We start from the raw sequence: 22,922 nt of genomic DNA, 5'->3' as shown, positions 1-22,922 counted from the left end.
TCGTTCGGTAATTTGGAGCCAAACAGCGTCAAACCGGCATCGCTTTATTTCATTGGAGCCCAAACGGCGTGATCAACGCCAACATCATCCTGAGCATAAATAACTAAAGGAAGCTTTGAGTTATAACGCAACAAATCACTGTGGAACTGCAAATTTTGATCTGATGCTTCTTCTTCACATGCCAACATGGTAGAGGCATAGTCAGTTTGCTTCTCCAATACGTAATATGAGTATCCCCAGCCTTCCAATGAACGTCGCTCAATATCCATAGGAAGTGCTTTAATATTACAATCAACATTCATAACGCTATTGGCAATAATTTGCACTCGGCGGTTTTGGCTTTCGTTTTCAGTCGCTTCAAGTTGAATAACATGCTTGGTAAAACCAGGCATTTCAGGAAACATATCAGCATTCTCGCTTGCAAAAACATGCGGAGTTGCCAGCAATAGTGTCGCGGTCAGAAGTGCTTTTTTCATTGTTATACCTACTAATCTGAGATTGCTTAGTTTTACCATTATACCCTGAACCCCCGCTGTTCAAAGCCAAGGAGAGCTTAGAAACGTTAGGTAACCGGTAAACCACGAGCCATCATCGACTGATCAAAATTAAGCTTGTTGCTCGACCATCGCTTCAAGACGGCGTCGCATCAGTTCATCAAACACCTTACGCGCTTCCTGTGCTTCTTCCGAAGCCGCTAGTTTATTCTCTTTTGCTGATATGGCGTCGTCCATCAACTGCTGAAGTTGATCCAGTCGCTCTTGTGGCGCCTCGCTAAGTTCAAAAGCAGACTCGCCATTCGCCATAGCTTCTGCACGCATCTTTTTCTTCAGCTTCCACACTTTATACAAGGCTTCACGTTCAGCTTCGGCTGCGGCCATCGCGATGTCTTTCAGCTCGTCAAACTTGGTCAACGCCATCCCTTCTTTCGACCAAGGGTCAACATCTGGCAACTCCTCGATGTTAATTACCGGATCTTCATAGCCTTCCTGGTGAGTCAGGTCGAGCTTCGCCGCTTTCACTGCCGATATCATCAACATCACCGCAATCACCAACAGCGGTAAACCACCGACAATGGCTGCGGTCTGTAGGGTCGACAAGCCGCCCATAAACAGCAATACCGAAGGCATAAATGACAATGCAAAAGCCCAGAACAAACGGTTCCACCGCATTGGGTCTTCCGTCACATTGTTCTGTACCACCGATGCCAAAATATAAGAGATCGAGTCAAACGTGGTCGCTGTAAAGATCAAACACAATAGCGTAAACGCGGCAATAACAACGGTACTGTAAGGCAGTTGCTCAAGAATTGAGAAAATGGCTTTGGTCGCCCCTTCACTGTTAAGGATACCAACGACATCCAGCGCTCCAGACAGCTGCAGCGATAGACCGTAGTTACCCAAGATCATGAAGAACAAAAAGCAGCCCATCGACCCAAAGAAGATCGACCCCGTTACCATTTGCTTGATAGTACGGCCACGGGAGATCCTCGCAACAAACAACCCCATGCTCGGTGCAAACACCAACCACCACGCCCAGTAGAAAATGGTCCAGTCCTGTGGGAAATGGGTATTCTCAAACGAGCCATAGCCGCCGAACGGCTCGGCCCATGTTGCCATCACAAAGAAATTCGACAGCATACGGCCCAGTGAATCGAGCCCAGTTTCCAGCATGAAAATGGTTGGGCCGGAAATCAGCACAAAGGCCAATAAACCCAGTGCTCCCCAGAAGTTGACATTACTGAGGAACTTGATCCCTTTTTCCATCCCGGCATAGGCCGAGTATGCAAAGATCGCAGTACAGAGCATCAACACAATAATCTGAGTCTCTGTGTCTTTTGGTACGCCAAACAAGTAGTTGGCACCTTCGGTGATCAATGGGGCAGCAAGGCCTAGCGTTGTCGCACCACCACCGAGAAGACCAAAGATAAACAGCACGTCAATGACCTTACCCAGCCAACCATAGCTGCGGGCTTCACCAATGACCGGCATCAAAGCCGCAGATACCTTTAACACAGGTTGCTTACGAACATAAAAGAAATACGCAATTGGCAAAGCTGGAACCAAGTAGATAGACCAAGCTATCGGTCCCCAATGGAATAAGCCATAAGTTGCTGCCCAGCGCACCGCCTCTTCACTACCCGGTTCAAGCTGAAACGGCGGAGCTTGATAATAATAAGCCCACTCAATCGTCCCCCAGTACAGGATACTGGCACCGATACCGCCACAGAACAGCATCGCTGCCCAGGAAGCCGTGGTAAATTCGGGCTTTTCATCAGGATCACCCAGCTTGATTTGGCCGATGTCAGAAAAAACGATGTAGATCATAAAGAAAAAAGCAGCGACACCGAGCGACAAATAAAGAAAACCGAGTTTGTCGGTCATAAAGGTTTTGGCAATAGCAATCCATTCCGCACCTTGCACTGGAAACAGCAGCAAGGGCACCACAACCGAGATCAACATGCCCAGCGCCCCGAAGAACGTCGGTTTGTCGATCAATTCAAAGTGTTTACGAGAAAACACGGTAGCTCCTTAAAATATAAACCCAGATATGGGTAAGTAAGATAATCAGAGAAAAGGGGCTAACTGTACAAACCAAGATTCTAATGAACACGATGAAAAAAGCTGATTATTAGCTGACATAATTATTCAGCCGTATATAATGTCAGCCTTATCGCCGAAAACCAGTAGGATTGACGGCGATAATCCCTAAATCAGTAGAGGCGCGCTGCCTAACAGTAACCGAGCAGAGGGTGATACCTGTGAAGCCGGAGAAAGGAGTCAGCGCCGAAGTGACTGCAGTCATCAACTTCAGTCGCTGGGTCTGTGTCGAATAGGCACAGAACTGCCATAGTTTTGACCTATGGAGCGCTACCTGAGGGGGTAACAAGTCATACCTTTCTGCGTCTTAGTTACACTTCCTTTCGGTAGATCTCCACCTTTAAGTTGTAGGTGTGATGAGATCATGAACCTTGTAGATTTTTCGGACTCACTAATGTCCGTTGTCCCAGCCATGCTGGCTGTTATCCTAGCAGTCACTACCAGGCGGGTTTTGCTTTCCCTTGGCTCAGGTATCTTTGCCGGTGCCATGATGCTAAACCAATACTCACCATTAGAGTCACTGCAGTACCTAGTTGCAAAGATACTGGCGATTGTCTGGGTTGATGATGCACTCAACGGTGACAACGTTAACATGATCATCTTCATGTTACTGCTTGGTGCACTGATCAGCCTGATGAGTGTCTCCGGTGCAACGCAAGCATTTGCCGACTGGGCAGCAGTACGCTGTAAAGATCGCCGCAGTGCCAAGTCACTAACCGGCCTGATGGTCTTTATCTTCTTCATTGATGACTTCTTCCACAGCCTATCTGTAGGTGCCATCTGCCGTCCGGTAACCGACCGTTTCAATATCTCTCGAGCAAAACTGGCCTACCTGCTTGATTCAACCGCAGCACCGGTTTGTGTACTGATGCCTATCTCGTCATGGGGTGCCTATATCATCGCCCTCGTTGGCGGCATCATGATGGCACACGGTGTGACAGATCAGAGCCCTATCTCAGCCTTTGTCGAGATGATGCCAATGAACCTGTATGCGGTATTCACCTTGGTCATGGTACTGTGCGTTATTGCCTTCCAACTTGATATCGGCCCAATGCGTAAGCATGAAAAATGGGCACTAGAAGGCAAACTGTGGGATGAGTCCAAGGGCAAACCTGCTGGTTTGGAGGTTGAGGTACCAGAATCTGCCAAAGGCGGCATGATCGATATGGTATTGCCTATCCTGACCCTGACGATGGCAACAGTCTTTTTCATGGTGCAATCAGGCGCAGATGTACTAGCAGCCAATGGTGAAGCCTTCAGTGTGATCGGCTCTTTTGAAAACACCGATGTTGGATCATCTCTGGTATACGGTGCGATTTGTAGCCTAGTGGTTTCTATTGCGCTAGCGCTTCGTCTTAACCTTGGCGTGAACACTTGGGTAAAAGCAGCACCACAAGGCATTTCAGCCATGATGCCCGCTATTGTAATCTTGTTCTTTGCCTGGACTATCGGTTCAGTTGTCCGTGATATGCAAACCGGTATTTACCTCGCTTCCATGTCAAACGGCAACCTGCCTGTTGAACTGCTTCCAGCGGTTGTCTTCCTGCTATCTTGTGCAATGGCTTTTGCTACCGGCACCAGCTGGGGCACCTTCGGGATCATGTTACCACTAGCCGGTGATATTGCTGCTGCCAGTGACATTGCACTGCTACTTCCTATGCTATCGGCTGTATTGGCTGGCGCAGTATTTGGTGATCACAGCTCGCCAATTTCAAGCACCAGTATCCTATCGGCAACCGGTGCAGGTTGTCACCACATGGACCATGTTATGACCCAGCTACCGTACGCATGTTCGGTTGCTTTCGGTGCCCTATTGGGTTACCTCGCTATCGGATACACTCATTCTGCTTGGGCGGGTGTTGCTGTAAGTGGTCTTTGGTTCCTGGCCTTCTGTGCCTTTGCTGTTCGCAAAAGCAAACCTATTATGGCTGCTGAGCCGGTGACTGGCTAACAATAGAGTTATGATAACGGCCCAGTTTCATTGTTTATGATACTGGGCTTAATTGTACATGACTTTTTATATGCCAATAAAACAAATCACTTCTGATAAAAAAAACAGTCAATAAAATTATTCATACTTATTAGTACATAAATTAATACTATATGGTATATGACCTTCAGATCCCCTAACAAAGAAAAACATTATCAACTTATGGATATTGTCACACATACAAAAACAAGAAATACAAATCAACATTTCAACAATTAAATCAGTTATTTAAAAACACGATAAAATTAACATGAAATATCCGCCGAATAGAATTAATATTAAACAATACCACACTTAACCATTAAGTTAATTTATACCTATGTCAGGACGTTTTATCAAAAAGCGTTAAATAATAGCTAGAAGAAAAATTTCTCCTATTTCTCAGTAACGTTGACTTATAACACTTCAGATTATCTGCTGTGATATAAAACAACTAAGGAATTTTTATGTTTTTAAAATGGCTAAGAAGCTACTTTATATCACTATTATTTACTTTAGGACTTATAAGTCTTGGAGCTTCAGCGACACCAACAATCTGTGGAGAACCAACAGAAGTAACTCTTTTTGCAGGACAAACTATAGATGCTGGTACGGTTACCATATCTAATGATGAAAATAATTTATATGTCACCTTTAGCACAGCTAATGATTGGTTATTAAAAACCACGCACCTGCATGTTTCAACTTCTCTTGCTGGTATTCCCACCAACAAAAAAGGCAACCCTAAAATAGGTAACTTTGATTATCAAACGGAGCATAGCCCATACGCCACAACCTTCACCTATACGATATTAAAAACAGACCTCAATTTAGGTTCAAATAATTCCCTCGTTATAGCGGCTCATGCTGAGGTTGTTAAAATCAATGAAAACAATGAGGTTATTGAAAGTGAAACCGGCTGGGGAGATGGAAAACCATTCGTAGATAGAGGAAGCTGGGCTACATACATAGAATATACATGGCAAGATTGTAACAGTAACCCACCAACAACCAAAACTGAAACTGCATTTGCATATGGTGCGAATCTAGCTAAGTGTTTCCTAGATATCACCGATGAAGAAAGCAACTTCAACCGCTGGGGGTGGACTAACGGCCCACTTACAGAAGGTACCTATTACTTTGATATTTATGCTGCCGCAGGCCAATGTGACTTAAGCAAAGGAACCAAAGTGGGTACCTTGACTGTCGACTATGATGGCTCACAAGCAAAAGTTACATATCAAATGACCGAAACAGATGGGGCAACCGGTATGCCTTATACCCTAACAGAGACACAACTTTATGTTGGGGGTGAAATTTTGCCTAGAAACGAGGGGGACTTCACCGTCGCACCAGGTCAATATCCAGAAAATGACAGCCCACACAGCAACATACTATTTTACCAATATACTATAACTGGCTTGAGTGGAGGCATCTATGTAGTCGCTCATGCAACAGTTGATGGTTTCCCTGCTTCTGACTGAGACTACGACAAAAAGAGCAAGGCCACGGCCTTGCTCTTTTATTATGACCAACCACCAAAGCTTTACTGACTGTGCTTGATTTGCAAACTAGAGAAATAAGCATCATTTCCGGGTTGGGTGATGAACCCAATGACCCCTTTGTGCTCTGAGCCATGGAACAACCTCTCAACCACCAGTGCTTTTTCGCCATCAATATAGAAAATCGCTTGGTTAATGTTTATTTCAGCCGTCAATTTAAACCACTGGTCAGGATAAGAAAAATACTGAATTGTTAACTCACGCTGAGCTTCATCTTCAGACACCGCATTAACAGGACGTAAGTAAACCCCTTCGTACTTTGACTTATCTTCACTCACCCGAAAGACAATACCCACAAAACCGTTGGCCAGCACTCCATTTACCATTTCAGACGCTTCTTGCTGTGGCTCACCCGCCATCAGCAACTCAATGGTGCCATCGCGAAATGGAAGCGTCTGCAAAGCGAGATAAGTGCAATTGTCGCAACCACCTTGTGCCACTGATTTATGGTCCGGTAACACCGACACATGTATTCCTTTTTGGCCATGGTAATCAACGACTTTGGCCTTAACACCTTTCGCGACAGTATTATCCAAGGTGTCCAACGGGAAATCTTCAAAATCCAATGCCGTCGCAGCATTAGCAAGCAGTCCGATGCATAGCATGATTACCCACATACCAATTGGTTTGATCAAACTTTTCTGTCTGTTCATAGCGGTTACCAAGCAGGATGTTTCTTTCAAGTTAGCTGAAAAGAAATTCATCCCTTATTCAAAAATAAGGCAACATCCTCTGTGACAAAAAAACAGGAACAATGCCATGCTTTCAATACACAAAAGCCCAGTATAAAATGCATAACGTCACAATAAGCTACAGAACACTGTACAAGCAATTTTATATTACTATTTTTGCCATTATTTCAGAGCAAACACGTTTTTATTGCTCCTTTTATAGATATTTTTTAAAGCAAAGCTTAATCGGAACCAAAACCATGAGAATTGGAATATTATACGGCGGTGAGTCTAGCGAGCGCGCAGTCTCATTAAAATCTGGCAACTGCATTGCCGGTGCCGTCGAATCGCTGGGCCACGAAGCTATCAAGATTGATCCCCGCCATATTGATATCACCTTGCAGGGCTTCTTTAACCTCGACAAAGTGTTCATTGCTCTTCATGGCGGCATGGGAGAAAGCGGGCATATTCAAGCCTTGTTAGATTTACTAAAAATCCCCTATACCGGCAGTGGGTTGCTAGCTTCATCGATCTCACTCAACAAATTAAAAACCAAAGAAATTTGGCGTTCAAACGGCCTGCTAACGGCTGATTGGATCAAGGTAAACAAACACATTCCAACCGACACCATCAAAGCGACGCTGGAAGATCTTTCCTACCCTGTGGTCGTCAAGCCATTGAACCAAGGTTGTAGTATCGGTGTGTCAAAAGCGTCCTCCCCGGAGGAGCTTTACAGCGCTTTAATTGATGCCTTTGAGTATGACGATGACATCCTGGTCGAGCAATTCATCACCGGCCGCGAATACACCTGTGCCATCCTTGACGAGAAAGCACTACCAGTTGTTCAAATCAAGTCAGATACGTTTTTTGACTGGGATGCGAAATTCGGCGATCAAAGCGCGACATATCACTGCCCGTCAGATTTAACCGATGAGCAGGAACAACAGATGCGTGAAGCCGCACTGACCGCCTATAAAACGTTGGGATGCCGAGGTTGGGGCCGAGTCGATACCTTCTTGGATGACAGCGGGAAAATCTGGCTGATTGAGATGAACACCGTGCCGGGTATGACCACCCGCAGCGTGTTTCCAATGGCAGCCAAAGAAGCAGGAATAAGCTTCGAAGATACTATCGCCACGCTACTCGATAGTGCGACATTCGATGACGTGAAATAGCGCATAAAAAAGCCGGTAACCCATGACAAACAGGGTCTTACCGGCAAACTGTCAGAGTTTCCCCTCAGACAACAGAACACATTATTTCATTCGAAATTAATCTAGATCTTCGCCATTGCTCGCAATAACTTTCTTATACCAGTAAAAGGATTTCTTGGGGGTACGATCCAAGCTACCGTTGCCTTCGTTATCGCGATCAACATAGATAAAGCCATAACGTTTGCTCATTTCACCGGTTGAGGCAGCCACAAGATCAATACAGCCCCATGGGGTATAACCCATCAACGGCACACCATCAGCAATCGCGTCTTTCATCGCTTCAACGTGAGAGCGTAGATAATCAATGCGGTAGTCATCATTGATCTCACCCTTCTCATCCATGGTGTCTTTGGCACCCAAACCGTTTTCCACCAAGAACAATGGCTTTTGGTAACGGTCAAACAATGAGTTCATGGTGATACGAAGGCCAAGCGGGTCAATTACCCACCCCCAGTCGCTGGCTTCCAAGTGCGGGTTCTTGATCGATTTCACCACGTTTGCCGCGCTGGTATTGCCTTCGTTCATATCGGCAGATGCGCAGCGCGAGGCGTAATAGCTAAACGAGATGAAATCGACAGTATTTTTCAGGATTTCATCGTCTTCTTCATGAATCTCCAACTTCACGCCTTTTTCATCAAACACCTTCTGGGCGTAAGACGGGTAATAACCGCGTGACTGCACATCAATGAAGAACAAATTCTCGCGATCTTTTTGCATTGCCGTAAATACATCTTCCGGCTTGCATGAATAAGGGTAGAACTGACCACCCGCTAGCATACAACCGACTTGGTTTTCCGGGTTAATCTCATGGGCAATTTTGGTCACCAAGGCACTCGCAACCAACTCATGGTGAGCAGCTTGGTATTTCACTTGATCGTGGTTTTCGCCTTCCTGGAAAAGAATACCTGCACCTGAAAATGGACTGGCCAGCAAAATGTTAATTTCGTTGAAGGTCAGCCAATATTTCACCAAGCCATCAAACGCTTCGAAACAAGTTCGGGCATAGCGTTCAAAGAATGCGATCATCTTGCGGTTGCGCCAAGAGCCATATTCATTGACCAGGTGCATAGGCACGTCAAAGTGGCAAAGGGTTACCAGCGGTTCGATACCGTATTTCTTACACTCTTCAAAAACAGCGCGATAGAAGTCGATACCCGCTTGGTTTGGGGTTTCCTCATCACCATTCGGGAAGATACGCGCCCATGCAATCGACATGCGGAAAACCTTGAAGCCCATCTCAGCCAGCATCGCGATATCTTCTTTGTAACGGTGATAGAAATCAATAGCCTGATGGCTTGGGTAGAACTCGTCCGAATCAAGTTCAACCGAATCAACCTGACCCAGTTTTACCGGCATCCGGTTTTCACCGTAAGGGATCATATCTACAGTCGTTAGTCCCTTGCCGCCTTCGCGGTAAGCACCTTCAGATTGGTTAGCCGCAATCGCGCCGCCCCACAGAAACCCTTCCGGGAATGTAATATCAGACATGGTTTGCCTCTTGTATTTTGCTAATTGCCGTACGTACCGCGAATTGTTACAAAGCCACCTCGGTAAGAGGTGGCTCATTTTTATGCGTTAGAGAACACTAAGCCGTAGCTGGTTTTGTGGGGGCCTGTGCATCAAGTTCTTTTGCTTGTTCTTTCGCCGACTCTTTTGCAGTTGTTGGGTTTGATTCATCCTCATCGTTAGGGATATCTTCAAAACCAAGAACAAGTGTCAGTACAAAAGAAAGAACAACAGACAGTGCCATCAGACCCAGCACCCACACTAGGCTCATCGGATCATTCACATCAATGAACTGGACGCTAGTGAACAGGCTCGGTGCTGCCATTGAGTGGCTCGCTATTCCGGCCATCCCCGCAAGGCCACCAACGATAAAGCCAGTGATCAGCGTTGCAATCAAAGGACGTTTCAGGCGAACCAGAACACCGTAAAGCGCAGGCTCAGAAATACCGGCCATCAGTGCTGATGCACCCGCAGCCATCGACGTTTGTTTCAGTGCAATGTTTTTGGTCTTCCAAGCAACAGCCAAACACGCGCCGCCCATACCGATGTTTGCACCGATTTCTGATGGCATTACCATGCCCTCGGTACCTGTTTCAGCAATAGTTTGGATGATTGTTGGCGTAAATACGCGGTGCATACCGGTAAGTACCAATAGAGGCCACAATGCGCCCATGATAGCAACAGCGAGAGGACCTAGAGCACCGTGGATAGCATAGACAAGTGTAGAAATTGCAGTACCAATCCAAATGCCCATAGGGCCGACAAACAGGATACCAATCGGTGCGGCAATCAATACGATCAGCATTGGTTTTAAGAAGTTTTTCGTCACAGCTGGCGTGATGCTATCCACCCAACGTTCAATGTACGATTGGATCCAAGTCATGATCAGAACAGGAATTACCGTGTAGGTATAACGAACAGATGTTACAGGGATACCAAACAGTTCGACTGCACGGCCGTCGGCCGCCTGTGCCATCAGATCAATGAAGTTCGGGTGAACCAGCACACCGGCAATACCGATAGCCAGTGACATATTGGTTTTAAACTTAATCGCAGCCGATGCCGCTACCATAATAGGGAGGAAGAAGAAGGCACCGTCACCAATCGTGTTCAGCAGGATAATGGTTGAGTGATCGGCTTCGTAGATGTTGAACATCAATAACAGCATTGCGGCCAGTTTTACCATCGAGCCACCGATAATCGCCGGGATCAACGGTGACATGGTGCCAACAAGCGCATCCAGCATTTTGGCACCAATCACTTTAGGTGTTAGCTTTACCTTCGGTGCCGGTGTGTCGTCAGAAGAAGTGCCATCAATGTTACACAGCTTCATCACTTCTTTGTAGGCAGCAGCCACATTGTTACCAATGATAACCTGGCACTTATCACCATTGTGAACGATGCCCATGACACCCTTCACGCCCTTCAAGGCTGCGGCATCAATTTTAGCTTCATCTTTCAGAACAAAACGTAGACGAGTCATACAATGAGTCAGTGCGACAACATTGCTTGATCCCCCTAATTTTTCGACAACCGAGCGGGCTACCGCGCTGTAATCATTAGACATCTTCTCAACTCCTGCGTGTACGGAGAATAGCTAGCTCGCCTATTATGCAGCCTATTCCCCAATAAAATGCGTTGAATGTCACCCGATAAAATGTAAATACTGGTGATCAACAATTTGTTATTTTGCTTACTGGTTGATTTCACTCACCAGTTGACCAATGGCTTGCCTGTCACCTTGGCCAAAGGTTGTGCTTTGCCTCCATCCTTGATTGCAATAACCGGCACGACCTTCATCACACTCAGTTTGCTTTCGATAGTTTGTTCCATTTATCCCCCTCTCCATGGCACAGCCCGCTCTCTAAAACCGGAACAACTTTGTTGCTGTGTAGAACATGGTGTTTTGATGAATTCTTGATTCAGTGGTTCACAATCAACCAAGTTACGGGTAACATGTTACCAATAACATCGATAAAATAAACCCGATTTTGAAGATCATCTGAGAAATGAGATCTAGATCAGAAAAAGATTCAAGGAGCTTACATGGCGGGAAAAAGCATCATAGTGATGGGGGTATCTGCATCAGGGAAAAGTACTATTGGTTATGAGCTTGCCCAGCGTATTGGCGGCAAGTTCATCGATGGTGATGACCTGCACCCTAAAGCCAACATTCTAAAAATGGCTCAAGGCGAGCCGCTGAACGATAAAGACCGCGAGCCTTGGTTGGAGCGGATCCGCGACGCCGCTTTCAGCATCGAGAGCAAGAACGAAACCGGTATAATTGTTTGCTCAGCACTGAAGAAATGTTACCGGGAACAAATTCGTGAAGGAAATCACAATTTGGCCTTTTTGTACTTATCAGGAACACAGGACGTGATTCTTGAGCGTATCCGCCTGCGTCAGGGTCACTTCATGAAAGAAAACATGATTGCGAGTCAGTTTGCGGTACTTGAAACTCCTGTTGATGAAGCAGATGTCATTACCGTCGATATTGACCAAAGTATAGAAGCGATTCTAGATAGCTCTGTGTCTGCACTCACTGAACGATCTGTATCCGTCATTTCTCAGGAGCTCATCGCATGATCCACCCAACCATTACCCTGATCACCGAGCGTATCAAGGCCCGAAGCAAAGCTCTGCGCTCGAGTTTTGAAACCAAGACCACGCAGCAAGCAGAACAAGGAAAAGGCCGCGCTAGCCTTTCTTGCGGCAACCTTGCCCATGCGGTAGCCGCCTCCTGCCAGCAGGAAAAAAGCCAAATTCTGGATTTTACCCGCGCTAACCTGGCCATTGTCTCGTCTTACAATGACATGCTAAGTGCCCACCAGCTCTATAAAAACTACCCAGACCACATTAAAACAACACTCAAATCATTAGGGCATACAGCACAAGTAGCTGGCTGTGTGCCGGCCATGTGTGATGGTGTCACCCAAGGCCAGCCGGGCATGGACATGTCGTTGTTCTCACGAGACTTGATTGCCCAATCCACCGCATTCTCGCTAAGCCACAATGTGTTTGATGCCACCTTGCTACTGGGCATTTGCGATAAAATAGCACCAGGACAACTGATGGGAGCACTGAGCTACGCCCACCTGCCTACCGCATTTATTCCTGCAGGCCCAATGCCAACCGGGATAACCAATGACAAGAAAGTCGCAGTACGCCAGCAGTATGTGGCTGGTAAAGTAGGTAAAGATGCGTTGCTCGAAATGGAATGCCAAGCCTACCATTCAGGCGGCACCTGCACGTTTTATGGCACAGCCAATACCAATCAGTTGGTATTCGAAGCAATGGGCTTAATGCTGCCAGGTTCAGCCTTTGTGGCACCCAACACCGAGCTACGCACAGCACTGACCGAACATGCCAGTCTTGCTCTTGCCGCTATGACCGCCGATTCACCGAACTACCGCCCGCTCATTGATGTCTTTACTGCAGGGAATTTGGTCAATGGTGTCATTGCCCTGCTCGCTTCTGGCGGCAGCACTAATCACACTATCCATATGCTGGCTATCGCCCGTGCCGGCGGCTTGCTGCTTACTTGGGATGATATCAGTGAGCTGTCAGACATCGTACCGCTGCTTGCCAAGATGTACCCGAATGGCCCGGCAGACATCAATGCTTTCGAAGCTGCAGGCGGCGTTCCTGCATTAATGAAAGCACTGCATGATCGCGGATTACTCAATGATAATGTGCAAACCGTTTTCGGTGAGTTTTCCGATCAACTGACCCTGCCGGTGATGAGTGGCAACAAGCTGGTATGGCAACCTGTTAGCAAAAGTAGTAATACCGATGTCATTGCAACCAGCGGACAAGTATTCAACCAAACAGGCGGAACAAAAGTTCTGAAAGGGAATTTAGGCCAAGCGGTTATCAAGGTGTCTGCGGTCAAGGCCGAGCACCAATATATTGAAGCGCCAGCTAAGGTTTTCCGTTGCCAGCATGACGTGGAAGCTGCCTATCAAGCCGGTGAATTTACTGGGGACTGTGTCATTGTGGTCAGCCACAATGGTCCTGCGGCCAATGGTATGCCAGAACTTCACAAACTCATGCCCATTCTTGGCAATATCCAGAAAGCCGGTCACCAAGTCGCATTGGTCACCGATGGACGCCTATCTGGTGCTTCCGGTAAAATCCCAGCTGCTATCCATATCACGCCTGAAGCCCTGCGTGGCGGCGCGATTGGCCTGATTGAAGATGGTGATATCGTCAAACTCGATTGCCAAACTGGGCTACTGGAAGTGGCAGCGCAGTTTGACCAGCGCCAACCGGTCCAGCTAGATACAGAGGCAGGTCAAATCACCTGGGGACGAGATATCTTCAAGGTGATGCGCGAAAATGTCGGTGGTGCCGATGAAGGGGCAAGCTTCCTATTCTAATACCAATCTGGATAAGTAGTTGATCAAGTATTTATGTAGGTTGATATAAGCCATTGCTTACAAGCACGACTTAGCAAATACAAAAAAGGGAGCACTGTAATAAACAGTTCTCCCTTTGCAATAAGAAGGCTGAGGATTAAAGACTTTCCCCACGGCTAATGGTAAAGCCCATATCAAACACATTCCGCTCACTACGTTTACCTTCCAGCGCCTGGAGTAGCAACTCTGCGCTCTTTTCGCCAATTTGGTAACGCGGCGTATAGATACTGGTTAAACGTGGAGTAATGGCCTGACCGATATCCAGTGCGTTATAACCAACAACGCTAAGGTTCTGCGGCACCTGAATACCCCGCTCGTTACACGCCAGAATAGTGCCGATCGCAATATCATCATTGGTACAGAACACTCCGTCCAAATCAGGACACTCCGCCAAGGCTCGACTTAATAGCTCCCCACCGAGAGTGAAACTGGAATGTTCATGGGTCAGGATATGGAATTTCTCCAGCCCAGCTTCGTCCATTGCCTTGTCATAACCTTCCATCCGTAGTTTGGTACGGGTATCCAAGCGTGCGCCAAAGTAGGCAATATGACGCTTACCTTTGTCGAGCATGGTTTTAACCGCGGTGTACGAGGCATTGACGTGATCCAGCCCTACCACCATATCAACCGGGTGTTCTGGTAATTCCATCGCTTCCACCACAGGCACCCCGGCAGTTTTGATCATCTGCAGCGTTCGCTCAGTGTGTGCCGTCCCGGTCAGAATTAGGCCATCAACCTGATAAGAAAGCAGGGACGCTATTTTGCGCTCTTCAACGTCTTCATCGTAACTGAAATGGGCAATCAATATTTCATAACCATTAGCGTTTGTCACCGCTTCAATGCCTTGGGCAAAACTGGCAAATACTTGGTTCGACAACGAAGGTAGCAACACCCCTATCGCCTTGCTGGAAGATTTTGACAGCATGGCGGGGGCGCGGTTTTGAATGTACCCCAGCTCTTCCACCACTTCAGCAATTTTGTCGCGCGTTTTGGCTGACACCGATTCAGGGTTACGCATATAGCGGCTAACCGTCATTTTGGTAATGCCAATACGATCGGCAATATCTTGCAATGTCGGTCGAGATTTTCGTTGTTCTTGTTTCATAACAATAAGATAGATTGCAGGTCGGCTTGAAATGTTACAGTAACATATCATTTAACATATGCCTAAACAACCATTTGCCACTGATACGCACATAAATATAAAATGGCAGTCCAAACAAAACACAAAACACAAAACACAAAACACAGATTATGTTATCGCATACCACTATTGTATGACTAATGAAGAATCCATATGCAACGTGCAAATAAACTATTGAAAAATCAACACCTCCTCACATTTATCATTTAGTAATATAGACGTAAAAAACACCCGCCCCAATTAATGACAAATCATTTACTGTTTTCGTTTACACATGAAGATAAGTGCTACTATACGTTTGATTTATATCACTTATAATTATGCCTTATGTCACAAAACAAAAAATATACAACAAAGAAAAAATATCTGTCAAAAAATAAAACACCAAAGCATAAAGTTTTGTTTATAAAGAAAAAAATATCTAACCCCCACCATTAACAATAACTTCCTGCATTTTAAATAAGAGTACTGCAGCGATGATAAAAAAACAGGAAACTTTCATTAACAATCGGTATTTAACTATGATAAGTAATACACATTTATCGCTATACAAAAACAGGCTACACCCCTTATTTATATTGACATATGTTGTATTTTAAATTTCTAACAACCATAAAAAGCGTCATCTATTCTGATTTAGTATAGATATAATTGTATTCACTAAATATATGCTTTCCCGTATTAAATCCCCCCTAGGATAACGTTTACATTAGCTCAAAGTAGATCACATTATTCCTAACTCACCACAGTATAGAATTGTTGCCATGAAACGACAGGATGAAGTGGTATATCGCTTTTAATAAAAATAACATCTACACAAATAGGATTAGGTGAATGAAAAAACTTACCGTATTAGCCGCATTATGTGCAGGGATTGCTTTTGGTACGCCAGCAGTAGCGAAGACAACATTGGGATTCACAGTATATAAATACGATGATAACTTCATGTCAGTTGTTCGCCAGGCCATCGTCAAGGAAGCAGAGTCCGATGGCGATATCAGGCTGCTGATGAACGACTCCCAAAACAACCAATCGATGCAAAATGATCAAATCGATGTATTACTGGCACGTGGAGTAAAAGCGTTAGCAATTAACTTGGTCGACCCTGCTGCAGCCCCTGTCGTCATTAATAAAGCAAAGATGGATGGAGTGCCGATTGTTTTCTACAACAAGGAACCAAGCGCAGAGGCATTAGCCAGTTATGATCAAGCTTTCTACGTAGGTACCGACTCTAAAGAGTCAGGAATTATTCAAGGTGATTTGATCGCAAAACATTGGCAAGCTAACCCAGAGTGGGATACCAATGGTGATGGCGTTATCCAATATGTTCTTCTAAAAGGAGAGCCAGGCCACCCTGATGCTGAAGCACGTTCATCTTATGTCATCAAGACTCTTAATGAAGAACACAACCTTAAGACTGAAGAACTGCACCTTGATACTGGCATGTGGGATACCGCAATGGCCAAAGACAAGATGGATGCATGGATTTCAGGACCAAATGGCAAAAGTATTGAGGTTGTCATTGCTAACAATGATGCAATGGCTATGGGTGCCATCGAATCACTAAAAGCGGCTGGTCGCTCTGAGATTCCTGTGTTTGGTGTCGATGCGCTAAATGAAGCACTTGCCCTTGTTCGTTCCGGTGAAATGCAAGGTACAGTACTAAATGATGCGAATAACCAAGCAAAAGCAACTTTTGAGTTAACCCGTAACCTAGCCAATGGCTTACCAGCCGGTGAAGGTACTGAATGGGTTATTGATAACAAAGTGGTACGAGTACCCTATGTTGGCGTAGACCTCTCAAACTTGAACTAGCCTTTCTCCCTTGGTGAAGAGCCTTGCTCTTCACCATTTTTTATTCCGAGAGCACACACAATATGAATTCAGAGCACCAGTCACAATGGCTGTTGGAGATGACCGGGATAAGTAAATCATTCCCGGGTGTAAAGGCATTGGATGATGTTTCCCTGAAAGTTCGCCCCCACTCAATTCATGCATTAATGGGCGAAAATGGGGCGGGCAAATCAACATTGTTGAAATGCTTGTTTGGTATTTACGAAAAAGACGAAGGTGAGATCCTTTTTCTTGGTAAGAAAATTAATTTTCATTCCTCAAAAGAAGCATTGGATAATGGCGTTTCCATGGTTCACCAGGAGTTGAACCAGGTATTACAACGTACCGTGATGGATAATGTCTGGCTGGGCCGCTACCCCAAAAAAGGGATTTTTGTCGATCATGACAAAATGTACCAAGATACCAAGGAGATTTTTGACGAACTAGATATCGACATCGACCCGTGGGCAAAAGTATCAACGTTATCGGTATCACAGATGCAGATGGTTGAAATAGCCAAAGCTTTTTCTTATCAGGCCAAAATCGTCATCATGGATGAACCGACTTCTTCTCTCACAGAAAAAGAAGTCAACCACCTGTTTACCATCATCAAAAAACTCAAAGACAAAGGCTGCGGCATTGTCTACATTTCCCACAAGATGGATGAGATATTCTCCATCTGTGACGAAATCACCATACTGCGTGATGGCCAATGGGTAAACACCCGCCCACTCAAGGGGTTAGATATGGATCAAATCATATCTATGATGGTTGGACGAGAGCTCACCCAGCGATTCCCCAAAAAAGAAAATGTGCCAAAAGAAGTGATATTGAATGTCAAAAACCTTACCGCACAAAACCAGCCTTCCATTAACGATATCAGCTTTGACCTCCACAAAGGTGAAGTGCTGGGCATTGCTGGCTTAGTCGGGGCGAAAAGGACGGATATAGTTGAAACCCTATTTGGTATCAGGGAAAAGAGCTCAGGCCAAATCCTACTTCATGACAAAGAGGTGCTAAACCGAGACTCCCACGAGGCGATTAATAATGGTTTTGCTCTCGTCACAGAAGAGCGGCGTTCAACCGGGATCTACAGCGGCTTGGATATCACCTTCAACTCCTTAGTTGCCAATATAGAAAGCTATCGCGAATCGTATGGTTTTTTGAGCAACCGCAAGATGAAAAGTGATACCCAATGGGTTATCGACTCGATGAGCGTCAAAACCCCTTCGCACAAAACGGCCATTGGCTCGTTATCGGGCGGTAACCAGCAAAAGGTTGTTATTGGCCGCTGGCTGCTTACTGAACCAGAAGTCCTAATGATGGACGAACCGACCCGGGGAATCGACGTTGGGGCCAAATATGAAATTTATCAACTGATTAATGACCTGGCGAAAAAAGATAAAGGGATCATTATCATTTCATCGGAAATGCCAGAGTTACTAGGTATCACTGACCGGATACTCGTCATGAGTAATGGGCAATGTGCCGGTATTGTTAACACCAAAGAAACCACCCAAAGCGAAATACTTAATTTAGCTTCAAAATATCTTTAAGGACATAAAATATGGAAATTGCAAAAACACTCAAGCCACCTAAAGATATTAAATTTGCCAATTATATTAAAGAAGGTGGAATATATGCAGTATTGCTGATACTGCTAGCCATTATTATTATCCAAGAACCTTCTTTTTTAAGTCTGCGTAATTTTAGTAATATCCTGACTCAGTCTTCAGTTCGCATTATCATCGCCTTAGGGGTCGCAGGGCTGATTGTCACTCAGGGCACCGACTTATCTGCTGGGCGCCAAGTTGGCTTAGCTGCGGTTATTTCAGCGACTCTGTTGCAGAGTGTCGATAATGTCAACAAAGTCTTTCCGGGGCTTGGTGATATACCACTGGTTGCCGTTATTATTACCGTCTGTGCTATCGGTGCGGTAATTGGCCTTGTTAACGGGATCATTGTCGCCTATCTAAAAGTAACCCCATTCATTGCCACACTTGGCAGCATGATCATGGTGTACGGCCTCAACTCACTTTACTTTGATTCTGTGGGGGCTTCACCAGTTGCCGGGTTTGACGCTCGCTTTTCTAGCTTTGCCCAAGGCTTCATCCAGTTCGGTGATTTCAGGCTATCTTACCTCACCTTCTATGCCGTGATTGCCATTATCTTTGTCTGGGTACTGTGGAACAAGACGGTTTTTGGCAAAAATATCTTCGCTATTGGCGGTAATCCTGAGGCAGCCAAAGTCTCCGGGGTCAATGTTCCTATTACCTTACTAAAAATCTACGCGCTTTCCGGGGTATTCTACGCCTTTGGCGGTATGTTAGAAGCCGGTAGGATAGGCAGTGCGACCAACAACCTTGGCTTCATGTATGAACTTGATGCTATCGCGGCCTGTGTTGTGGGCGGTGTGTCTTTTGCTGGCGGTGTCGGCAGTGTAAAAGGGGTGGTCACAGGGGTACTGATATTTACCGTCATCAACTACGGTATGACCTACATCGGTGTTAGCCCATATTGGCAGTACATTATCAAAGGCGGCATTATCATCTTTGCCGTGGCACTGGATTCAATGAAACACGCCAGCAAGAAATAACGTCTAAACAACGGTTATTTAGACGCAATGATTACCGTCCCGATAAGGGGTATAGAGTAAACTATGCTCATCAGTGAGTGAAAAGCTCACCCTGGTATGGCTTTATAGGTAGAAACATAACGTACACACTACGTATATTAGTGTGTACGTTTTTTTTTATAGTTCAATAAACCTGATTGCAGCACTTCTTTCTTAGCGTGTGCCTTAATACCAACCTACATAAATATTTGATCAACGACTTATCCAGATTGGTATAATTCAAAAAGGAGAGATGAATTTACCGAGCATCAGGCCAAACAGATCTAGCTCATTTCTGCCCGTGCGACGTGAAGTCGTATGAAACGTTGTTCACCACGGAAGCGTGAACCATCTGTATCACCAGACAAACTTATTGTTATAAGTGATTCGTTAATACCCTTTCCAAGGCACCAATTTTACCTCTAACCAACGCATGAATAAGTCAAAGGAATAGGCAATTAATCCGATGATTATAATGCCTGCGATGACCACATCGGTTACCAGAAACTCAGCAGCGTTAAGCACCATAAAGCCTATCCCTGCTTGGGCTGCAACCATTTCACTGGCAACCAATGTTGTCCAGCCAAAGCCAATACCGATACGAAGCCCTGTTAATATCTCCGGCATCGCGCTTTTAATGATCACATGATAAAGCACTTGGAATTTATTGGCCCCCATCGAGTAAGCCGCTTGGATCTGCTCACTTTTCGCAGATGTTACCCCCGCTCTAGCACTCAGTGCTATCGGTGCAAACATGGCAAGGAAAATCAAAGTGATCTTACTGGTCTCATCAATACCCAGCCAGATGATCACCAAAGGCAAATAAGCCAGAGGAGGAAGCGGGCGGTAAAACTCAATAAGTGGATCTAACACACCCCGCACCCATACATTGGTGCCAATTAATATACCTAGCGGAATAGCAGTCAGTGCCGCCAGAGCAAAAGCGCCGAACACCCGGGTCAGGCTGGCAGCAAGATGCTCACCTAAAGATACGCCCGAAAAGCCATTCACGGCTAAATCACCTAGCCTGTCGACCACAGACATCGGTGAGGGAAGAAACAGAGGTTTAATCCATCCGGAACCTGTCACCAAAGCCCACAAACCAATAAACACAATCACCGAGATAATCGACACAATCCTTGCGTCCCCTTGGCTCGGCTCACCGTAGTAATTAGGTGCTGTCTCGGTACGCTTTTTCAGTGCCGCTAATAATTTAGGTAGCAAAGGGAGATTACCATCTAAACCCACCGTATCTCGATAGTGAGGTCGCGGTGCATTAACCGGTTGAGGAGGAGCCACCTCCTGCAACACCTCTTGTACAGAATCAATCTGTTCGATAGACGTGCCCGTCGACTCTACAGCCTCAATATTCGATGCAATATTGCTCATGCCGCCACCTCCGGTTTTTCATCTTGGTGAATAATCGACAGCACCTTCTCACGCATCTCGATAAAATCAGGCATCGATTTCACCGCACGGGCATCTCGGCAAGCCAAAAATCGACGGTTGAAATCTAACTCAAAACTATGGGTGATCCGCCCTGGACGTGGCGACATGACGATAAGCCGTGACGCCATAAACAGGGCCTCCTCAACACTGTGCGTGATGAAAAACATCATTTTATTGGTCGCTTGCCAGGCATCAAGTAGTAGCTCCTGTAAGGTCTCTCTGGTGAGAGCATCAAGTGCACCTAACGGCTCATCCAACAGCAGGATACTGGGATCATTGGTTAGCGCTCTTGCAATACCCACCCGTTGCTGCATGCCGCCTGATAACTGGTAAACCTTGTGGTGATGGAAGTCTTTCAACCCGACCAGCTCAAGGTATTTGGCTGCTCGATCCAAACGTTCATTTTTCTCAACGCCTTGCAGTTTCAAACCGAAAGCGGTGTTTTCAATCACGTCCAACCAAGGGAACAGTGCGTGCTTTTGAAACACCACTCCTCGCTCTGCACCTGGGCCGATAATCTGATCACCAATCTCTCTGCCCATCGTTACCCTTGGCAAGCCTTCTACCCCAGAATTACCCAACGTCAGGTAACCCTTTGATGGCTGGATGAACCCAGCCATCAAGTTGAGCAAGGTGGTTTTACCACAACCTGAAGCTCCCAGAGCCACGACCAGCTCCCCTTGCTCAATTGTAAGATTGACCCCTGATAATGCTTTTACAGGCTCCCCGCCATTGCGATCATCGTAAATAACCGACACATCATGTATTTCCAGCACTTTTTCCTTGTCCATGACTGACCTCCATGTTGTTCCGTGACGGGTTAAAGCGCTATTTTTGCTGCATAGCTTGGATTGACGAAAACACTGTAGTCAGGTTGCAGGCCAGATATTTTTTTCTCTTGCAGCAGGAACTTCGAGGTAGCTTCCAATGCTTTGACCGCGCCGCCTTCAGCCTGACAACCAAGCCACTGGCAGGACAACTGAGTACTAACATCTGGGAACTCATACAGGCTCATTGCCTCTGGGACTGTGCTAACTTCACCGCCGGTCAGCTTAGCCACAGACACCGCGATAGGGTGATCAGCAGAGAACCCCTCTTGATTCACTCGGTACTCCTCATCGGCCTTGGCGATAACGGTTAGGAAATCAGTCATAAAGTCACTGTTTTTACTGGCGAAGGACTTACTTGCAATCAGGCCATCAAAGGTTGGCTTACCCCATGCACTCAACTGTTTGGATGTGATCAGCACTTGGCCTTCTTGCTTAATCGAGCCTAAAGCCGGATCCCAGATAAAGGCTCCATCGATATCGCCACGCTGCCAAGCCGCCACAATTGCACCGGGCTGCATGTTAATCAGCTTGACGTCTTTCTCGGTCAGACCAAATTGCTCTAGGGCAAATAACATATGGAAATGAGTCGTGGACACAAATGGCACACCAAGGGTTTTCCCTTTCAGATCTGCCGGTGAAGTAATACCACTGCCGTTTCTCACCACAAGTGCCTCGGCATCAGCGATGTTTTCCATCACCCACACCAGCTCCATATCGATGCCGTTACTGGCCGCGCTGGCAATCGGGCTTGAGCCTGCCACCGTCATATCCACCGCACCCGCAGCCATCGCCGTGATCGCTTTGGCTCCAGAATCAAACTTTCGCCACTTAATGGTGTAACCCGTTGCTTCCTCGAAGTGTTTTTGGTCAATCGCATATTTCATTGGGTTAAACATTCCTTGATAACCCACGGTTACTTCTTTTGCCGCCATGACAGGTGTCGACAGCAATAAAGCACCGGATATTGCACTAACTAAGGCCACGTTTTTGATGCCAATAGATGCTCGGTTATGTTTCATAATCAATTCCCTTTCACCAGTGGAGTTAGCTCTACCCTACGGAATATCCCCCTACATTCGGTAGTACCAATTCGCAGCTTAATTGGTCCAGATTTG

Annotated in this window: 18 protein-coding genes and 1 riboswitch; of the genes, 8 read left to right on the top strand and 10 right to left on the bottom strand. The window is 46.0% G+C overall.

Annotated elements, in window-relative coordinates:
• Positions 1–44: 44 nt before the first annotated feature.
• Together ACVA53_RS00980 and ACVA53_RS00975 are read right to left on the bottom strand one after the other, a co-directional pair.
• A complete protein-coding gene (locus tag ACVA53_RS00980; protein WP_446504301.1) occupies positions 45–476 on the bottom strand; it encodes an ecotin family protein in 432 nt (143 codons plus the stop codon).
• Positions 477–605: 129 nt separating this feature from the next.
• Positions 606–2,459 (bottom strand): BCCT family transporter, encoded by a 1,854-nt coding sequence (locus ACVA53_RS00975; RefSeq protein ID WP_446504391.1) that lies wholly within the window; start codon positions 2,457–2,459, stop codon positions 606–608.
• A 247-nt stretch (positions 2,460–2,706) separates the two neighbouring features.
• A riboswitch (Lysine riboswitch) is annotated at positions 2,707–2,878 on the top strand.
• A gap of 83 nt (positions 2,879–2,961) precedes the next feature.
• On the opposite strand from ACVA53_RS00975, the gene ACVA53_RS00970 reads away from it, so the two are divergent.
• Positions 2,962–4,548 carry a Na+/H+ antiporter NhaC family protein gene (locus tag ACVA53_RS00970; RefSeq protein WP_446504300.1) on the top strand — a complete coding sequence of 529 codons (1,587 nt, stop codon included), beginning with the start codon at positions 2,962–2,964 and terminating at the stop codon, positions 4,546–4,548.
• A gap of 485 nt (positions 4,549–5,033) precedes the next feature.
• Positions 5,034–6,050: a hypothetical protein gene (locus ACVA53_RS00965; RefSeq protein WP_446504299.1), complete on the top strand. Its 1,017-nt coding sequence runs from the start codon at positions 5,034–5,036 to the stop codon at positions 6,048–6,050.
• Positions 6,051–6,112: 62 nt separating this feature from the next.
• On the opposite strand, the gene ACVA53_RS00960 is transcribed toward ACVA53_RS00965, so the two are convergent.
• The gene (locus tag ACVA53_RS00960) at positions 6,113–6,781 is read right to left on the bottom strand and encodes a hypothetical protein (RefSeq protein WP_446504298.1); all 669 of its coding nucleotides are present in this window, start codon (positions 6,779–6,781) and stop codon (positions 6,113–6,115) included.
• 278 nt (positions 6,782–7,059) lie between these two features.
• On the opposite strand from ACVA53_RS00960, the gene ACVA53_RS00955 reads away from it, so the two are divergent.
• Positions 7,060–7,974, top strand: coding sequence for a D-alanine--D-alanine ligase family protein (locus ACVA53_RS00955; protein ID WP_446504297.1), 915 nt, complete (start codon positions 7,060–7,062; stop codon positions 7,972–7,974).
• A gap of 96 nt (positions 7,975–8,070) precedes the next feature.
• Here ACVA53_RS00955 and ACVA53_RS00950 read toward each other — a convergent pair whose 3' ends face one another.
• The 3 genes from ACVA53_RS00950 to ACVA53_RS00940 all read right to left on the bottom strand — a co-directional run bounded on the left by ACVA53_RS00950 (position 8,071) and on the right by ACVA53_RS00940 (position 11,352).
• Complete coding sequence (locus ACVA53_RS00950) at positions 8,071–9,501, bottom strand: 6-phospho-beta-glucosidase (RefSeq protein ID WP_446504296.1); 1,431 nt, start codon at positions 9,499–9,501, stop codon at positions 8,071–8,073.
• 97 nt (positions 9,502–9,598) lie between these two features.
• Positions 9,599–11,086: a PTS cellobiose/arbutin/salicin transporter subunit IIBC gene (gene ascF / locus ACVA53_RS00945; RefSeq protein ID WP_446504295.1), complete on the bottom strand. Its 1,488-nt coding sequence runs from the start codon at positions 11,084–11,086 to the stop codon at positions 9,599–9,601.
• A 143-nt stretch (positions 11,087–11,229) separates the two neighbouring features.
• Positions 11,230–11,352 (bottom strand): hypothetical protein, encoded by a 123-nt coding sequence (locus ACVA53_RS00940; RefSeq protein WP_446504294.1) that lies wholly within the window; start codon positions 11,350–11,352, stop codon positions 11,230–11,232.
• A gap of 213 nt (positions 11,353–11,565) precedes the next feature.
• Between ACVA53_RS00940 and ACVA53_RS00935 the strand changes: the two genes are divergently transcribed.
• Positions 11,566–12,105, top strand: coding sequence for a gluconokinase (locus ACVA53_RS00935; RefSeq protein WP_446504293.1), 540 nt, complete (start codon positions 11,566–11,568; stop codon positions 12,103–12,105).
• Positions 12,102–13,898 carry a phosphogluconate dehydratase gene (gene edd, locus ACVA53_RS00930; protein WP_446504292.1) on the top strand — a complete coding sequence of 599 codons (1,797 nt, stop codon included), beginning with the start codon at positions 12,102–12,104 and terminating at the stop codon, positions 13,896–13,898. The genes ACVA53_RS00935 and edd overlap by 4 nt, the downstream gene beginning before the upstream one ends.
• Positions 13,899–14,034: 136 nt before the next feature.
• Here the strand turns inward: edd and ACVA53_RS00925 are convergent, their stop codons facing one another.
• Positions 14,035–15,042: a substrate-binding domain-containing protein gene (locus tag ACVA53_RS00925; RefSeq protein WP_446504291.1), complete on the bottom strand. Its 1,008-nt coding sequence runs from the start codon at positions 15,040–15,042 to the stop codon at positions 14,035–14,037.
• An 873-nt stretch (positions 15,043–15,915) separates the two neighbouring features.
• On the opposite strand from ACVA53_RS00925, the gene mglB reads away from it, so the two are divergent.
• The 3 genes from mglB (at position 15,916) to mglC (ending at position 19,510) form a co-directional block, all read left to right on the top strand.
• Complete coding sequence (mglB, locus tag ACVA53_RS00920) at positions 15,916–16,896, top strand: galactose/glucose ABC transporter substrate-binding protein MglB (protein WP_255043896.1); 981 nt, start codon at positions 15,916–15,918, stop codon at positions 16,894–16,896.
• Positions 16,897–16,958: 62 nt separating this feature from the next.
• Positions 16,959–18,470, top strand: a complete 1,512-nt coding sequence (gene mglA, locus ACVA53_RS00915) for a galactose/methyl galactoside ABC transporter ATP-binding protein MglA (protein WP_255043897.1) — start codon at positions 16,959–16,961, stop codon at positions 18,468–18,470.
• Between the two features lie 11 nt (positions 18,471–18,481).
• Complete coding sequence (mglC, locus tag ACVA53_RS00910; RefSeq protein WP_446504290.1) at positions 18,482–19,510, top strand: galactose/methyl galactoside ABC transporter permease MglC; 1,029 nt, start codon at positions 18,482–18,484, stop codon at positions 19,508–19,510.
• A gap of 408 nt (positions 19,511–19,918) precedes the next feature.
• Here mglC and ACVA53_RS00905 read toward each other — a convergent pair whose 3' ends face one another.
• Genes ACVA53_RS00905 through tauA form a run of 3 tightly spaced genes read right to left on the bottom strand, consistent with a single transcriptional unit; the run spans position 19,919 to position 22,826 of the window.
• Positions 19,919–20,917 (bottom strand): ABC transporter permease subunit, encoded by a 999-nt coding sequence (locus ACVA53_RS00905; protein ID WP_446504289.1) that lies wholly within the window; start codon positions 20,915–20,917, stop codon positions 19,919–19,921.
• Complete coding sequence (locus ACVA53_RS00900; protein ID WP_255043901.1) at positions 20,914–21,768, bottom strand: taurine ABC transporter ATP-binding protein; 855 nt, start codon at positions 21,766–21,768, stop codon at positions 20,914–20,916. Before ACVA53_RS00900 ends, ACVA53_RS00905 begins: the two co-directional genes overlap by 4 nt.
• A gap of 29 nt (positions 21,769–21,797) precedes the next feature.
• A complete protein-coding gene (gene tauA, locus ACVA53_RS00895; RefSeq protein WP_255043902.1) occupies positions 21,798–22,826 on the bottom strand; it encodes a taurine ABC transporter substrate-binding protein in 1,029 nt (342 codons plus the stop codon).
• Between the last annotated feature and the right edge of the window lie 96 nt (positions 22,827–22,922).

Source organism: Photobacterium sp. DNB23_23_1 (assembly GCF_052873815.1).
The sequence above is the reverse complement of the archived record's forward strand: the minus strand, read 5'-3'. Positions and strand labels throughout refer to the sequence as shown.

Excerpts from the sequence above, each read along its gene's own strand:
- ACVA53_RS00925 (WP_446504291.1), bottom strand. The coding sequence starts at position 15,042 with ATGAAACAAGAACAACGAAAATCTCGACCGACATTGCAAGATATTGCC.
- mglB (WP_255043896.1), top strand. The coding sequence starts at position 15,916 with ATGAAAAAACTTACCGTATTAGCCGCATTATGTGCAGGGATTGCTTTT.
- ACVA53_RS00975 (WP_446504391.1), bottom strand. The coding sequence starts at position 2,459 with ATGTTGATCTCGGTTGTGGTGCCCTTGCTGCTGTTTCCAGTGCAAGGT.
- mglC (WP_446504290.1), top strand. The coding sequence starts at position 18,482 with ATGGAAATTGCAAAAACACTCAAGCCACCTAAAGATATTAAATTTGCC.
- ACVA53_RS00950 (WP_446504296.1), bottom strand. The coding sequence starts at position 9,501 with ATGTCTGATATTACATTCCCGGAAGGGTTTCTGTGGGGCGGCGCGATT.
- ACVA53_RS00965 (WP_446504299.1), top strand. The coding sequence starts at position 5,034 with ATGTTTTTAAAATGGCTAAGAAGCTACTTTATATCACTATTATTTACT.
- ACVA53_RS00955 (WP_446504297.1), top strand. The coding sequence starts at position 7,060 with ATGAGAATTGGAATATTATACGGCGGTGAGTCTAGCGAGCGCGCAGTC.
- ACVA53_RS00900 (WP_255043901.1), bottom strand. The coding sequence starts at position 21,768 with ATGGACAAGGAAAAAGTGCTGGAAATACATGATGTGTCGGTTATTTAC.
- ACVA53_RS00940 (WP_446504294.1), bottom strand. The coding sequence starts at position 11,352 with ATGGAACAAACTATCGAAAGCAAACTGAGTGTGATGAAGGTCGTGCCG.
- ACVA53_RS00980 (WP_446504301.1), bottom strand. The coding sequence starts at position 476 with ATGAAAAAAGCACTTCTGACCGCGACACTATTGCTGGCAACTCCGCAT.
- tauA (WP_255043902.1), bottom strand. The coding sequence starts at position 22,826 with ATGAAACATAACCGAGCATCTATTGGCATCAAAAACGTGGCCTTAGTT.
- ascF (WP_446504295.1), bottom strand. The coding sequence starts at position 11,086 with ATGTCTAATGATTACAGCGCGGTAGCCCGCTCGGTTGTCGAAAAATTA.
- ACVA53_RS00960 (WP_446504298.1), bottom strand. The coding sequence starts at position 6,781 with ATGAACAGACAGAAAAGTTTGATCAAACCAATTGGTATGTGGGTAATC.
- mglA (WP_255043897.1), top strand. The coding sequence starts at position 16,959 with ATGAATTCAGAGCACCAGTCACAATGGCTGTTGGAGATGACCGGGATA.
- ACVA53_RS00970 (WP_446504300.1), top strand. The coding sequence starts at position 2,962 with ATGAACCTTGTAGATTTTTCGGACTCACTAATGTCCGTTGTCCCAGCC.
- ACVA53_RS00935 (WP_446504293.1), top strand. The coding sequence starts at position 11,566 with ATGGCGGGAAAAAGCATCATAGTGATGGGGGTATCTGCATCAGGGAAA.
- ACVA53_RS00905 (WP_446504289.1), bottom strand. The coding sequence starts at position 20,917 with ATGAGCAATATTGCATCGAATATTGAGGCTGTAGAGTCGACGGGCACG.
- edd (WP_446504292.1), top strand. The coding sequence starts at position 12,102 with ATGATCCACCCAACCATTACCCTGATCACCGAGCGTATCAAGGCCCGA.